The sequence below is a fragment of the Leucobacter salsicius M1-8 genome, assembly GCF_000350525.1.
GTDB lineage: Bacteria > Actinomycetota > Actinomycetes > Actinomycetales > Microbacteriaceae > Leucobacter > Leucobacter salsicius.
In genome coordinates, this window is record NZ_AOCN01000010.1 from 73,091 (window position 1) to 87,692 (window position 14,602).

Consider the following 14,602-nt stretch of genomic DNA (forward strand, 5'->3'; position numbering starts at 1 on the left):
GCGCAAGTGGATTGAAATGTGCGGGGAAGAATCCGTTTTAGCGTCGGTCTAAAACGGATTCTTCCCCGCACATTTGTTATTTCCATGGATTCTGCGTTCGGCTCCGTCGCCGCAGAATGACGAGGGAAGAGCGGCGGGGCAGGGTTTCGGTCGGAGGGCAGCGAAGACCGAGACCCCGCCCCGCCGACCCAATCGCCTACAGCTCGTGCACCACCCGGCCGTCGACGACTGTCAGCGTGAACGGGATCTCGGGGAGCTCGTCCACCGAAGCATCTACCGGGTCGGAGCCCCACACGGTGAGGTCAGCCACCGCACCGACCTCGAGCACGCCACGGTCTGAGAATCCGCGCGCCAGCGCCGGCCACAGCGTGTAAGCGAAGAGCGCCTCCTCGGCGGTGAGGCACTGATCCGGCTCGAACACGTGAGCGGTGGCGTCTCCGGGCGTGTGCCGCCCGCGCGCCCAGGCCATGCCGAGGCGCGGATCGTACTGCGCGACCGGCCAGTCCGAGCCGAGGGTCACGGTGACGCCCGCGTCGATGACGTCGCGCACCCGGTACCCGGTGGCGGCGCGAGCGCCGAGACGCTTGGCCCAGTTGTCGCTCTCGTCGGCCTCGCGCCACTGCATGTGCAGCGGCTGCATCGATGCCGTGACCCGGCTCGATGACGGCCCTCCAAAGGTGCGCAGCTGCTCGAGGTCGGCGTCCGAAAGTACCTCGAGGTGCTCGATCGAGTGTGCGGGCAGCCCCGGGCGCTCGGGCAGCGTGGCGTAAACGTCGAGCACGCGACTCACCGCGAAGTCGCCCACCGCGTGCGTCGCGATCAGCAGGCCAGCCTCGTGGTAGGCCCGCACGACCTCGCCGTAACGCTCCCACGACGGCCAGAACGCCACGGAACCGTCGCCGCACGTGTCGGTCTCGTGCAGCCAGGCGGTGCCCGTGTCGATCACACCATCGCTGAACAGCTTGATCGCGCCGCCCTGCCACAGGCGCCCGCGCTCGCCCTTCGCCGCGATGATCGCGGCAACGTCCTCGTCGGTGTCACCGACGGCGTGCCACCGGTGCACCGTGAGCCGCTGGTCGAGCTCGCCGCGTTCCTCGAGTTCGGCGAGCAGCTCGGCGGTGCCGGGCTTGCCGTCCATGATCGCGCCGCCCGTGAGACCGGCCGCCGCGAGTGAGCGCAGCATGTCACGCAGAGCGTCGCGCTGCTCGTCGTGCGTGCGAACGGGGGCGGCGTCAAAGAGCAGGTTGTAGGCGGTCGGCTCCCGCAGCTGACCCGTGGGCTGGCCGTTCTCGTCGACCACGATCTCACTCGCGTCGTCGAACTCGCGCGCGCCGACAATGCCTGCGATTTCGAGCGCGGGGGCGGTCGCGAGCGCCGTGTGGAGGTCGTAGCAGATCAAAGCGACCGGTCGACCGGGTGCCGCATCCGCGAGCAGGTCGCCACGCATGCCCGTCTCTTCGAAGGCCTCATACTCGAGGTTCCAGCCACGCAGCCAGGCCCCCTCGGGCAGGCGCGCGTGCTCTGCGGCGAGCGCCTCGCGCAGCTGCTCGATCGTGGACAGGCCCGAGAGGTCGATGCCCGCGGTGATCTCGGCAGCCCACTGCGGGTGGGTGTGCGAGTCAAACAGCCCGGGGGTGACTGTCGCACCCGCCACGTCACGCACCTCGATGCCCGCGGCGACGGCACGCCCGCGCACGTCGCTGTCGGAGCCGATGAGCACGATCCGCCCATCCTCAACGAGCAGCGCGGTAGCGTCGCACTCCCGACCGAGGTGAGCGTTGCTGCGCAACTTTGCGCCGACGATGGCGAGCGAACCGCCAATCGAATCTGAGGTGGTCATTGATTGCTCCTCGGGGTAGGACGTGGGTAATGAATCTCGGGGTCACACTCGGCAGCTGCGCCAGGGTGCTTCTTCGCACCGCACACTTACATTTCAGTGCCGACCAATGGCGCTGAAACCTTCGCGTGCGGCCTGTCCTCGAAATCTATCGGGGTTCCAGCGCAATTGATATTCGGGATCGCCCGCGCCGCCCTCGACAAGGTCTGCGAGGTATTGCCCCATGAAGGCTGCGTATTTGAATCCCTCGCCCGAATCCCCGCAGGCCAGCGTGACGCCCGGGTGCACGCGGCCCACGATGAAGTCGCCATCGCCCGAGTCGGTCCAGGTGCACACCTGGGTAGCGCGCACGCGCGGCTCGACCGCGGTCAGGTCACGGGCCACTCGCGCCCGAATGATTTCGGTGCGTTCGGGCCATGCGGCTCGGTCGAGGTCGTCACCGAGCGTGCCGCCCGCGAGCGCCCGCAGCGGCTGATCGAGCCCGACCTTGTAACCGCGGTCGCCATCGGGCATCGCGTAAATGCCCGGGGTGTCCCCGATTGGGCAGTCCACGAGCCCGGGAAGCGCCGGGCCGCCGGGGCCTCCCAGGTGCACGACCTGCTCGATGTAGGGCGTGAGTGGGAGGTCGATGTCGAGGCCTGGCAGCAGCTCCCGGGTGCCGGGCCCCGCGGCCATGAGAATCTGATCAGCCTCACGAGTCTCGCCGCTCGCGAGGGTGACTCGCGGCGCGGCAGGATCCGGATCAATGGCCGTCACCCGCGTCGCCGGTAGGTACTCACCCCCGGCCGCGGTGAACGCGGCAAGCGCACCACCGAGCAACCGATCGGCGTGCACGACTCCGCCCTGCGCCACCCAGAGGGCGGGACGCCCGTCGGGCCGCAGCCCGGCGAAGACCTCGCCCACGCGATCCGGATCGATATGCTCGACCGGTTGGCCGATCGACGCGAGCGCCTCAGCGACCGCGGGCAGCGATTGATCGTCGCGCCACACGAGCCCCGTGGTGCTGTGGATCGGAGCGCCCAGGCGGTCGCCGAGGCGCTCCATGGCCGCGAGAGTTTCGGCCATCGCCCGAGCGCGCCAGACCTGCGTGTCAGCGAGGCGCCACAGGCGCGAGCTGCCGCCGTTCGAGGCGAAGGGGCCACCCGGCTCGAAGCGCTCGATGAGCGTGACCTGCCAGCCGCGATCCTGCAGCTCGAGCGCGGCGGGGAGCCCCCAAGCTCCCGCGCCCACGACGATCACCCTGGGCTTGTGCATGGTGCGGCCTAGTCCTGAATGGTGGTGTAGTGCTTGCGCAGTGGCTCAGTGACGTGCCAGATACCCTTCCAACCCGACGGCATCACCATGATGTCACCGGGGCCGAACACCTCGTTTTCGAGCCCTTCAACCTCAAGGGTTACTCGGCCCGAGAGGATCGTGCAGATCTCGCTGTACCCCTCACGCGTGGCGGTGAAGCTGCCAGCGTTGCATTCCCAGAGGCCGGTGTCGATGCGGTCGTTGGCCCAGACGGACTGACCCGACTCGGTCATGCCTTCCGTCGTGGCGGTGGGTTTGGCGGCGTGGGGCGGAAGGGACACGTCGGCGGTGTTGTGCGCGGCGTAGGTGCGGATGATCGTCATTGGTTCTCCTTTTGAGGGGGTGTGATGTGGCGCCTGGTACCGAGTGCCGCTTAGTTGCGGCCGGTCACGATGTCGGCGATGTGCGCGATGGGCGACGTCTTCTGGCGGCCGGCCAACTCGGTGCGGTCTGCGATGCCATATGCCGCGTAGAGGCCCTTGGTGGCGATCCAGCGCAGCGGCTCAGGCTCCCACTTGCGCACACGGTGGTTGACCCAGGGCAGGCTCGCAATCTCGGTGTCGTTACCGAGGATCAGGTCGGTGATGGTGCGGCCGGCCAGGTTCGTCGAGGTGACACCGGTGCCTACATAGCCGCCACCCCAGGCGATCCCCGTCTCACGGTCAAGCCCCACGGTCGCGGCCCAGTCACGCGGGACGCCCAGGACTCCCGACCAGACGTGGTCGATCGCGGCCCCGCGGGTGGCTGGGAAGAATCGGTTCATGATCTCTTTTAGAGTTTGAGCTGTGGCTTCGGAGGTTTGACCGTCAGTGTCGGTTTTCGAACCATACTTGTAGGGCACGCCGCGGCCACCGATCGCGATGCGATCGTCGGCGGTGCGCTGCGCGTACATGTACACGTGAGCGAAGTCGCCGAGCACCTCGCCCTTGTTCCAGTTCAGCTCGTCCCATACCTCGGGCGCGAGGGGCTCGGTTGCGATGAGCGACGAGTTCATAGGCAGCCATAGCCGGTGCAGGCCCTTGAGGTTGGCAGTAAAGCCTTCAGTGGCGCGCACGATGAACTCGGCTGAAACGGTGCCATGGGTGGTGATGACGCGGTGGGGCGCGATCTCGACGACGCGGGTGCGCTCGTAGATTTCGACGCCCAGGCGCTCACACGCTTCGGCGAGTCCGGCTGCGAGCTTGGCGGGCTGAATGCGTGCGGCATGCGGGTGCCACACCGCGGCGCGGGTGCCCGCCACGTTGATCTTGGCCTTCGCTTCGTCCGCTTCGAGCAGCTCGAGGTCTGCGTACTTCCAGGTCTGTTCTTCGGCTGCGAAGGCCCGAATACGCGACTCCTGGGCGGGGGTGTAGGCGACGTTGAACTCGCCACCCTTCTTGATGTCGGCATCAATGCCCTCGACACCGGCGACGCGAATGACCTCTTCGACCGTCTCATTCATGGCCCGCTGAAAGCGCTCTGCGGCGTCGCGCCCGTGCGTGGGCTCGTACTGGGCCCGACCTCCGGTGACGGCGGCCGTCAGCCAGCCGCCGTTGCGCCCCGAGGCGCCGTAACCGACGTGCTTTTGCTCAATGACCACGACGCGCAGCTCAGGCTTCGCCTGCTTCAGGTAGTAAGCCGTCCACAGGCCGGTGTACCCGGCGCCGACGATGGCGACGTCTGCCGTGAGGTTGCCCGGCAGCTCGGGGCGGGGCTTCGGCGCACCGATCTGCTGCCACCAGTGTGAGACGTTGCCGTTGATCATCGTTGATTCCTTTGCTGTGGTTGCGGAGAGTCTTGCGGGTGCTGCTTGTAACGGAAGTTGTGGTTACTGCGGTTGGGCGTGTGCCTCTAGCCGTGAACTGCTGCGTCGGGCGTCGGCGGGCTGTTGATCCAGAGCACAGACGCGGGAGCGTCTGATTCATTGACCACGCGGTGTGGCACGGAACTCAAGAATTCGATGGAGTCGTCGACCTTGAGCTCGAAGCGTTCGTCATCGAGCTCGAGCACGACCTCCCCCGCTGTGACCACGAGGATTTCCTGAGATCGGCCGTGGGAGTACTGCTCTTGGCCGGTCGACCCGCCCACCCCGAAGCGTCCGGCGTACACCTCGAGGTTGCCGAGCGGCGGCTGGGCGATCACATACTTGTCGGCGCCCTCGAGGTTCAGTTGGGGGCGGTCCGCAGCCCGCAGCACTCCGCGGGTGTGGACGGCGCTATCGTCGAGCAATTGCGCGGGGGAAACTCCCAGGGCCGCGGCGACCTTGCGCAGCGACGAGACGCTGGCATTGGTATGTCCGTTCTCAAGCTGGCTCAGAAAGCTTGAGCTCACGCCCGCCGCAGCGGCGACGGCCCGGAGGCTCATGCCGCGCAGTTCACGGAAGGCGGCAACGCGGCTACCCAGGTCTGCCCCGGTCGGCTGAGTTGGCGGGTTCACTGTTCCTCCTTGAACCAGATCGCACTACGCCATGTAGCCCGATACAAAACCGCTCACTGAACAGCGTGTTCAGTATTCTTATCCTTACCGTACATTGGCTGCAATTCTTGCGCAATCCTCGGCTACGCCCTGCGCAAGCTAGGCTAGCTCTCGGACTCCCACAAGGAACCACGTTTTCTCTGGCGCAAGCCATCTCACCACACCGAAGTTGCGGGGCTGGCGCACTCACCAACCCCGAAAGTTTCTCTTGAGTTCTCCCACCGCCACTTCGGCGACCTCCTCGACCCCGCGCAATTCGCCGGCCCGCGTCGTCCTCGCGAGCCTCGTCGGCACGACGATCGAGTTCTACGACTTCTACGTCTACGCGACGGCAGCGGTGCTCGTGTTTCCGCACCTGTTCTTCCCGACCGGCAACGAGACCACGGCGCTCCTCGCCTCGTTTGCTACCTTCGGCGCGGCCATGCTCGCCCGCCCCATCGGTGCTATTTTCTTCGGTCACCTCGGTGACCGGCTCGGCCGCAAGACCACGCTTGTGGCCTCGCTCATGACCATGGGCATCGCGACATTCCTCATTGGTGTGCTGCCCACGCACGCTCAAATCGGCCCGTGGGCCGCGGTGCTGCTGCTCGTCATGCGCCTCGTACAGGGCTTCGCAATCGGCGGTGAGTGGTCGGGTGCGGCCCTCGTCGCCACCGAGAACGCTCCCAAGGGCAAGCGCGCCTGGTACGGCACGTTCCCGCAGCTCGGCGCCCCCATCGGCTTCATCATCGCGAACATGTTGTTCTACGGCATCAATGTCGCACTCGCGGACCCCGAGACGCCCGGCATCGCCTCCGAGGCGTTCCTGAGCTGGGGCTGGCGCATTCCGTTCCTGTTCTCGGCCGTCATGGTCATCGTTGGCCTGTGGGTGCGCCTCAAGCTCGTCGAGTCGAGCTCGTTCGAGCGCGCCAAGGAGACCGGCAAGGTCACCAAGCTTCCCCTCGCCGTCGCGTTCAAGGATCACTGGCGCGCGCTCATCCTCGGCACGTTCGCGATGCTCGCGACCTACGTGTTGTTCTACCTGATGACGTCGTACACGCTTACCTTCGGCACCCGCCCCGGCCTGGTCGCGGCTGAGAAGGTCGCCAATGCCGCCGGCGTCGAGTTCGATGCCGCAGCCTACGTGCCCGGCCTCGGCTACTCGTACAACGACTTCATTCTGATGCTCGTCTTCGGCGTCGTCTTCTTTGCGATCTTCACGCTCGTCTCGGGCCCGTTGGCCGACCGCTTCGGCCGCCGCAAGACGCTCATCTGGGTGACGGTCGCGATCGCGGCCTTCGGATTCCTGTTCGTGCCGATGCTCGGCGGCGGCACGACGCTCGTCATGTTCTTCCTCGCGCTCGGCTTCACGCTCATGGGCCTCACGTTCGGCCCCATGGGCGCGTTCCTGCCCGAGATGTTCCCCACGAACGTGCGCTACACGGGCTCGGCCGTCGCCTATAACGTGTCGTCGATTCTGGGTGCCGCCCTCGCACCGATCATCGCGGTGTGGCTCTGGGGCCTCGCCGACGGCAGCCCCGTCTACGTGGGCCTCTACCTCACGGGCGCCGCAGTGCTGACGCTGGTCTCGCTGATCCTTACGCCCGAGACCAAGGACGTCGACATGGATGCGTAGTCGACGCCCCAGCACCGCGCAATAGCGCGATCCGGCGTCACACCACGAAGAAACCCCGCACGCAAGCTCTCAAGCTGCGTGCGGGGTTTCTCGCGTTCATGGCGTCGGGCGCGGCTAGGTCGCCGACTCCCCCGCCTCACCCGTGTCGATGAGCAAGACACCCGAGGGCACTTCCCAGACCATCGCGACCTCGTCGCCGCGGTTGTGAATGCGCGCCTCCTGGCCGAGGCGCACCGCGCCCTCCGTGCCATCGGGCAGCCGCACGGTGTACCGGCGCGAGGCCCCCAGGTAGGTGACGTCGAGAATCGTCACTGGGATCGAGTTCTGCCCCTCCACGGCAGCGGTGCCCGCGAGCTCGAGGCGCAGATTCTCGGGCCGGATCAGGATCGCCAGATCCTCGTGCGCGCTCTGCCCGTCGGCCAGCACGCGGTGCCCCGCGACATCAATCTCGGTGTGGCGCTCGCCGACCGGCGTACCCTTGCCGAGCAGCACCGTCGATTCGCCGAGGAATCGACCCACGAACAGGGTCTGCGGCGCCTCGTAGAGATCCTCCGACGTGCCTACCTGCTCGATCTTGCCGTTGTTGAAGACCGCAATGCGGTCTGACATCGACAGCGCCTCCTCTTGATCGTGCGTGACGTATACAAACGTCGACCCGACCTCGCGGTGAATACGCTTGATCTCATTCTGCAGCCACTCGCGCAGCTTCTTGTCGAGCGCACCGAGCGGCTCATCCATGAGTAGCACGCGGGGTTCGTACACGAGGGCGCGAGCCAGCGCGACGCGCTGCTGCTGGCCGCCCGAAAGCTCCGATGGGAAGCGATCGCCAAAGTCGCCCATGCGCACCATGTCGAGCGCGCCCTTGACTTTCTTGGCCTGCTCGGACTTGCTCAGCTTGCGACGCTGTAGCGGGTAGGCGATGTTCTCGGCCACCGTCTTGTGCGGGAACAGGGCGTAGTTCTGAAACACCATGCCGATGTCGCGCTTGTGCGGTGGCAGCTTGGCCACGGGCTTGCCGTAGATGTGCAGCATGCCCTCAGTCACCTGCGTGAAGCCGGCAATCATGTTGAGGGTGGTGGTCTTGCCGGATCCGGAAGGGCCCAGGAAGGTCATGAACTCGCCGGGTTCGATGGTGAGGTCGATCTCGTCGACCACGGCCTTGTCGCCGTAGCGCTTCGTGACCTGGTTGAGGCTGATCCCAGCCTCACCGATCGCGTGGATGGCCGTCGTGTTGAGGCCCTCCGCGCGCAGCTCCTGCTCGTGCCCCGCGGGCACCGGGATCTCGTTGTGAGTCATTGCGTTCACGCTACCGGTCGCTTTCTCTTGCGTGTGGCGAACTGGGCGACGAGCATCACGATCACCGAGGTGAGCATCGTGATGACAGCAACGGCCGCCACCGTCGGGTCATTGGTTTGGGTGACGCTGTTGAAGATTTTCACCGGCAGCGTCTGCAGGCTCGGGCTCTGAATGAACAGCGAAAGGATGACCTCGTCAAACGAGGTGACGAAGGCAAACAGGGCGCCTGCCGTCACACCCGGCGCGATAAGCGGCAGGGTGACGCTGAAGAACGTGCGCACTTTACCAGCGCCCAGGCTGGCCGAGGCCTGTTCCAGTCGCGGGTCGAGTCCCTGCAGCGAGGCCATGACGTTCGTGATCACGAGCGGCATCGACACGATGGTGTGGGCGAGCACGAAGCCGGGCAGCGTGCCCAGCAGATCGAGGCGCAGAAACAGCGAGTAGAGGCCGACCGCGAGCACAATGCCGGGCACAATCAGCGGTAGTAGGAAGTAGCCCTCAAGCAGTCCCTTACCGCGAAATTTCACCTTCGACAGGCCGAGCGAGGCGAGCACGCCGACGGCGGTCGCGACGACCATCGTGAGCACGGCCACCTGCAACGACGAGAACAGCGCCTTGAGCCAGTTGGGATCCGTGAAGAAGTTCTCGTACCACTGGGTCGAGAAGCCCTTGGGCGGAAAGTTGAACGAGGGGGCGTCATTGAACGACATGGGCACGATGACCAGGGTCGGCACAATGAGCCACAGGATGATGAGCACGGCGAAGGCCGTGAGCAGGCGTTTCGTGGTCACTTATCCACCCCCGGGAATAGGCTGCCGTTCTTGTTAAACCTTGACACGACGACCAGGATCAGAATCGTGCACACCAGCAGGAAGATGCCGAGGGCTGTGCCCTGGCCCCACATGAGGAACACGCTGATCTGCTGCTGAATCAGGGCCGAGATCATGGTTTCCTTCGACGAACCCAGCAGAGCGGGAATGATGTAGAAACCGAGAGCAAGAATGAAGACCGTCACGCCGCCCGAGAAGATGCCGGGCCGCGACAGCGGCAGGTACACCGTAAAGAAGCGGGTGATGGGGCCGGCGCCGAGGTTCGCAGCGGCGGGAAGCAGTCGCTTGTCGATCTTCGACATTGAAGAGTAGAGCGGCAACACCATGAAAGGCAGCAGCACCTGACTCATACCGAGGGCGACACCAAAGGTGGTGCGAATGAGCGGGATCGGGCCGATGCCGAACCAAGCCGCGAGCAGACCGTTGATGGGGCCGGTGTCCTGCAGCAGCACCATCCAGGCGAGGGTGCGCACGAGGATCGAGGTCCACAGCGGCATCATGATGAACAGCTGCAGCGCGTTGCGCGCCCGGTCCCCCACGATCGTCATGAGGTAGGCGTACGGGTATGCCAGCAACAAGCACGAGAACGTTACGATGAACGCCGTGCTGAAGGTGCGGGTCACCACAGCGATGTTGGCGTCGGTGGTGAAGAGCCAGACGTAGTTCTGTACGCCGGGCTCGGGGTCGGTGATCGAGCGAATGAAGACGTCGATCAGCGGGGCGAGGAAGAACAGGGAGACAATGACGAACGCAGGTACGAGGAGCAGGAGCGTGCGCCAGTTTCTGGGGAGTCTCCTGCGGGCCGTGCCGTCGCCCGCACCGGGGGCCGCTGCATTTCCAGCAGCGATGCCCCCGGTGACGGTGTTATCGGTCATTGATTAGCTGCCCGTCGCCCATCCGGCCCAGGCCGCGGAGAGTGCGTCGTAGTTCTCGACCCAGAAATCGACGTTGGGCGCGATGCCCGTCTCGAGGTTGTCGGTCGTCATCCACGTCGCGAGCGTCTCGTCCAGCTTGGGCTTCGCGTCGACGTTGACCCCACCGTACGAGGTGAGCTCGGTCATCTTCGCCTGCTGCTCAGCGCCGAGTGAGAAGTTCACGGCAGCCATTGCGGCCTGCTTGTCCTTCACACCCTTGGGGATGCCGTTCGAGTCGACCATGATCATCCACTGGTCCCACATGGGAGCCACCGGTGCGCCAGCTGCGGCAGCGCCGTAGCCGCGGCCTGACCACACGAGACCCATGACGGCCTCGCCTGCCTCGAGCTGCTGCTGCGCCTGCGCGCCCGTCGTCCAGCCGATCACGTCGTCGCCCAGATCCTTGTACATGTCGAACGCGCCCTCGATGTCCTCGGGCTTCAGGTTCTTCACGTCCTTGCCCTGGGCAGTAAGCGCGAACTCAACCGTCTGAGGATCGACGTAGGTCGACTGGCTCACGGTGCGCTTGCCGGGGAACTTCTTGGTGTCGAAGAAGTCGGCCGCGCTCGTGGGCGGGTTGTCACCGAACGCGTCGGTGTTGTACGCCACGACCAAGCCGTACAGAATCTGGGGCACCATGCACTTGTCGGTGATCGTGCCCTCGGGGATCTTCGAGGTGTCGATCTGCGAGTAGTCGTACTCCTCGAAGAGGGTGCCACAACCGCGCGCCGTGTCGAACTGGGTCGTGTTGACGATGTCCCAGCTCACGTTGCCCGCGTCGACCATGGCCTTGAGCTTGCCCGCGTCGAACGCGTCCTGGTTGAACGTGGCGCCCGCTGCCTTCGCGAAGGGATCCCACAGCGCCTCAGTCTGACCGTCCTGGAAGATACCGCCTGAGCCGGCGAACGTGAGCGTCACGCCGTCAAACGCGCCAGCCTTTACCTCGCCGGCGACCGGGGTGCCGAGGTCACGCTCGGGTGCCGGCTCATCGCTCGCACCACCGCTGCAGCCCATGAGCGTCAGCGCAAGCGCCGCCGCCCCGGCAACTATCGCGGTGCCGCGACGGGCCCCGCTTGATTTCAGTTTCAACATCAATAGCCTCACTTCATCGTGATTCGAGAATCCCAGCTTTGCTTCGCATTCGAGCGTCAGGCTCGAGGGTGAAGTCGTGGTGGGTGACATTGAAACTAGCAGCGTCCTGGGCCTGTATGCCCTACTCCGAGACCGGTTTGTTACCGCCCGCGCCGAGTTTCATAGCTTCGTACGTCGGCCCGATGGGCGGTTGTACAAACATAAGGAATCAGCCGACAAACGTACAACCAGGCGCCCAGATGGCGTTCAAACAGCGAGCTCGCTCCTACGATAGATCCAACGCTGGAGCTGTTCAAGGAGGAACACGTATGGATATCGTCGTCATTGGTGCCGGGTTGGCTGGCCTCACGGCTGCATGGGAGCTCACGAAGGCCGGTCACCGGTGTACCGTGCTCGAGGCCCGCGACCGCGTGGGCGGCCGCACCTGGTCGACTCAGCTGCCCGGCGGCGAGTGGACTGAACGTGGTGGGGAATACGTGTTTCCGACCGAGTTTCCGATCCGTAAGCTCGCCGCCGAGGTCGGGGTCCCGATTCTCACGCACGGAGTGCGCTACGGCCGACGCACGGTTAACGGTCGCGTCATCTCGTTCTCTGAGCTCGGCGAGACGAGCGAGCGCGTCAAGCAGACACTCGCCGATATGATCGCCGACGGCGAGCGCAACGTGTCGCTCGAGCGCGCATTCGAGACGGCCCTCGGTGCCGACTACCGGCTCGACCCCGTCTACCGTCGCACGACTACCTCGGCTGCTTCCGATCCGTCGTTGGTGAGCGCCGAGGCCGTGCTGCTGCACGAGTCGTCGACGGCCGGCGGGTACGTCGAAGATGGCGGCCGGTTCGTGGGAGGCAATCAGGCGCTGTCTATCGAGATCGCCCGGCGTCTCGGCGACCGCGTGCGCCTCGAGCATCCCATCACCGGAATCGACCAGTCGGCGACCGGCGTGCAGGTAACACTCTCGGACGGTTCAACCGTTGACGCCGATGCCGCGGTTCTCTCGGTGCCCCTCCCCTTGCTCAGGAGCCTCGACCTGGGCTTTGACCTGACCCCCGGGCAGCAGCGCGCCCTCGACCACCGGTTCATGGGGGTCGCCGCAAAGCTCGGCGTGCCCCTCGCGAAGGTCGATGACGACATCGCGCTGCAGAACCCCGATCACACCTGGTGGTCGTGGCGATCCATGTCGATTGACGGCGAGCACCGCATCAATGCCCTCTCTTGTTTCGCGGGTGGGCCGTTCGCCCTCGAGGCCCTCGGCACAGCCCAGGGCGCCGAAGGCTGGGTCGCGGCGCTCAAGCAAATGCGCCCCGAGCTCGAGATCTCGGCCGATCCACTCCTCACGACCTGGGCCGATGACCCGTGGGCGCGCGGCTCGTACTCGGCCCCCGGCCTGGCGTGGGAGGCGGCCGATGCCAGCGCGTTCGAGGTGGCAGCAGGCCGCGTCGCCATTGCGGGCGAACACACCGGTCTCGCGCAGTCACTCTCGGGGGCCGTTGATTCGGGCTACCGGGCGGCTTCCGCCCTCGGTCCGTTGCTGTCATTATGAGGCTTATGAGCACAGTAATCATCCGCCTCGCAGTTTGTGGGCGGGTTGGCGTGGGCAGTCAGGGCCGGACATGACGTTTACGGTCGGTTCGCTCATCGCGCTCCCCGACCTGCGCACGCGTTCGCTCACCCCCGGGGTGGGCGAGGCTCGCGAGATCGCTTGGGCGCACGTGTGCGAGTTGCCCAATCCGTGGCTGTGGTTGGGGCCGGGTGCGCTACTGATGACCACGGGAATCAACGTCCCCACGACCACCGACGAGCAGTGTGAATATCTCACAGGTCTCAGTGAGGCGGGCATTGCTGCCCTCGCCGTCGACTCCCAAATGCTCAAGGCCCCCCTGACTCCGCCCACACTCGCGTTTGCGGCGCACCTCGGGTTTCCCGTGCTCGAAACGGCGAACGAGATCCCGTTCGTCACGATCGCGATGGCGGTCGCGAATGCTGCCAGGCAGGAGGGCACGATGCGCGTGCGCTCTACCGAGCAGCTTTACGCGGCGCTCTCGCGCCACCCCATCGAGGCCCCGATCGACGACCTGCTGCTCGACCTCGCGCAGGTGTTGGGCGGGTCGCTGCGTCTCGAGCAGCCCCATGTGGCATTCAACGCGGCTCCGGATCAGGCCGCACCTCTCACACCCGGGATGATTCGACAGACCAAGTCGGGTGCGCTCATTGTTGGTCTTGCGGGGCGGGGATCCCCCGGTCTCGTGTGGGATGCGCGCGGAGTGACCGACGCCGGTTTGCTGCAGCACGCGGCTGGTGTCGTAGGCAGTGCGCTTGCCGTAAAACTCGCCGCGCATCGCACCGAGTGGATGCACGGCTCCCTACTGCTGTCTGATCTGTGCGAGGTGTCGGTACCGTCCGAGCCTGCTGCACACCTGGTGGCCGCCTACGGCGTCAAGCCGCCCTTCGTGCTCGCCGTAGCTCCCAGCGCAGATGCGCGCGACGTACTCGATGCGTCACACGCCGAATTCTCGGCCGCCAATGCGCCGGCGATCGCCACCATCAAGGATGCGCAGGTGCTCGTGCTCGCGCACGCCAGCTCCGAGTGCGATGAGGCGTTGGAGGCGCTCGCCGGGGAGCACACCCGCATCGGCGTGAGCGCGCAGTTCAGCGACCTCGAGGGGCTCCAAACGGCCCTGCGGCAGGCACGCAGTGCCGTCATTCGCAATCATCAAAGCGGCAATGTCCTCAGGTTTGAGGAGCACGAAGCGACCTCGCTGTTTCTGCCGCAGGGCACTGAGCAGCTACGCAGTATCGCGCGCCAGGTACTCGGCCCCCTCACCACCTATGATCAGCAGCGCGGCACGTCCCTCACCCACACCCTGCAGGTCTTTCTGGAGGAAAACCGCAGCTGGGTGCGGGCCTCTGAACGTCTGTACGTGCACCGCCAGACCCTCATCGCGCGCGTCTCGCGCATCGAGAAGATCATCGACCGAGACCTGTCCTCGATGGAGGACGCCGCCGAATGCTGGCTCGCAGTTCAGGCCGCCATCGGTTGTGGCGACCTGGCCCCGAGCTCAGACGTCCCGCTTTTAGGCGGGCTCGCAGACACAGCGGTCTGAGGCTGCAACGCCCTCAAGCGCCTCTTCAATGTGCTGGCCGCAGCCAGCCCAGGTCGTCTTCTCACATACACCGCATCGAACCGGAGAGCACATATCTGTTTTCCTTTCACACAAAACTGTTCCAGGCTAGCCTGCGTCTGCAGATTTCACCTGGATTCGGCTGGTACCGTGA

General features: G+C 65.6%; 12 protein-coding genes. 3 read left to right on the plus strand and 9 right to left on the minus strand.

Annotated features, from left to right (window positions below):
• Positions 1 to 196: 196 nt before the first annotated feature.
• The 5 genes from C795_RS0103335 to C795_RS0103355 form a co-directional block, all read right to left on the minus strand.
• A complete protein-coding gene (locus tag C795_RS0103335) occupies positions 197 to 1,840 on the minus strand; it encodes an amidohydrolase (protein ID WP_017792340.1) in 1,644 nt (547 codons plus the stop codon).
• A gap of 93 nt (positions 1,841 to 1,933) precedes the next feature.
• Positions 1,934 to 3,091, minus strand: a complete 1,158-nt coding sequence (locus tag C795_RS0103340; RefSeq protein WP_017792341.1) for an NAD(P)/FAD-dependent oxidoreductase — start codon at positions 3,089 to 3,091, stop codon at positions 1,934 to 1,936.
• Between the two features lie 8 nt (positions 3,092 to 3,099).
• Entirely contained in the window at positions 3,100 to 3,453 is a 354-nt protein-coding gene (locus C795_RS0103345) for a cupin domain-containing protein (protein ID WP_017792342.1), read from the minus strand.
• Positions 3,454 to 3,503: 50 nt separating this feature from the next.
• Positions 3,504 to 4,874, minus strand: a complete 1,371-nt coding sequence (locus tag C795_RS0103350; RefSeq protein WP_017792343.1) for an NAD(P)/FAD-dependent oxidoreductase — start codon at positions 4,872 to 4,874, stop codon at positions 3,504 to 3,506.
• A gap of 86 nt (positions 4,875 to 4,960) precedes the next feature.
• A complete protein-coding gene (locus C795_RS0103355) occupies positions 4,961 to 5,545 on the minus strand; it encodes a helix-turn-helix domain-containing protein (protein ID WP_017792344.1) in 585 nt (194 codons plus the stop codon).
• Positions 5,546 to 5,792: 247 nt separating this feature from the next.
• On the opposite strand from C795_RS0103355, the gene C795_RS0103360 reads away from it, so the two are divergent.
• Complete coding sequence (locus C795_RS0103360) at positions 5,793 to 7,199, plus strand: MFS transporter (protein ID WP_017792345.1); 1,407 nt, start codon at positions 5,793 to 5,795, stop codon at positions 7,197 to 7,199.
• Between the two features lie 114 nt (positions 7,200 to 7,313).
• On the opposite strand, the gene C795_RS0103365 is transcribed toward C795_RS0103360, so the two are convergent.
• The 4 genes from C795_RS0103365 to C795_RS0103380 are packed head-to-tail and all read right to left on the minus strand — an operon-like array spanning position 7,314 to position 11,331.
• Positions 7,314 to 8,495 (minus strand): ABC transporter ATP-binding protein, encoded by a 1,182-nt coding sequence (locus tag C795_RS0103365; protein WP_017792346.1) that lies wholly within the window; start codon positions 8,493 to 8,495, stop codon positions 7,314 to 7,316.
• A gap of 5 nt (positions 8,496 to 8,500) precedes the next feature.
• Positions 8,501 to 9,286, minus strand: coding sequence for an ABC transporter permease (locus C795_RS0103370; RefSeq protein WP_017792347.1), 786 nt, complete (start codon positions 9,284 to 9,286; stop codon positions 8,501 to 8,503).
• Positions 9,283 to 10,200 carry an ABC transporter permease gene (locus C795_RS0103375; RefSeq protein WP_017792348.1) on the minus strand — a complete coding sequence of 306 codons (918 nt, stop codon included), beginning with the start codon at positions 10,198 to 10,200 and terminating at the stop codon, positions 9,283 to 9,285. The genes C795_RS0103370 and C795_RS0103375 overlap by 4 nt, the downstream gene beginning before the upstream one ends.
• A 3-nt stretch (positions 10,201 to 10,203) precedes the next feature.
• Positions 10,204 to 11,331: an extracellular solute-binding protein gene (locus C795_RS0103380; protein ID WP_017792349.1), complete on the minus strand. Its 1,128-nt coding sequence runs from the start codon at positions 11,329 to 11,331 to the stop codon at positions 10,204 to 10,206.
• 308 nt (positions 11,332 to 11,639) lie between these two features.
• On the opposite strand from C795_RS0103380, the gene C795_RS0103385 reads away from it, so the two are divergent.
• Both C795_RS0103385 and C795_RS0103390 read left to right on the plus strand, forming a co-directional pair.
• Positions 11,640 to 12,869 (plus strand): flavin monoamine oxidase family protein, encoded by a 1,230-nt coding sequence (locus C795_RS0103385; protein WP_017792350.1) that lies wholly within the window; start codon positions 11,640 to 11,642, stop codon positions 12,867 to 12,869.
• Between the two features lie 70 nt (positions 12,870 to 12,939).
• Positions 12,940 to 14,430: a PucR family transcriptional regulator gene (locus C795_RS0103390; RefSeq protein WP_017792351.1), complete on the plus strand. Its 1,491-nt coding sequence runs from the start codon at positions 12,940 to 12,942 to the stop codon at positions 14,428 to 14,430.
• Positions 14,431 to 14,602 lie beyond the last annotated feature (172 nt).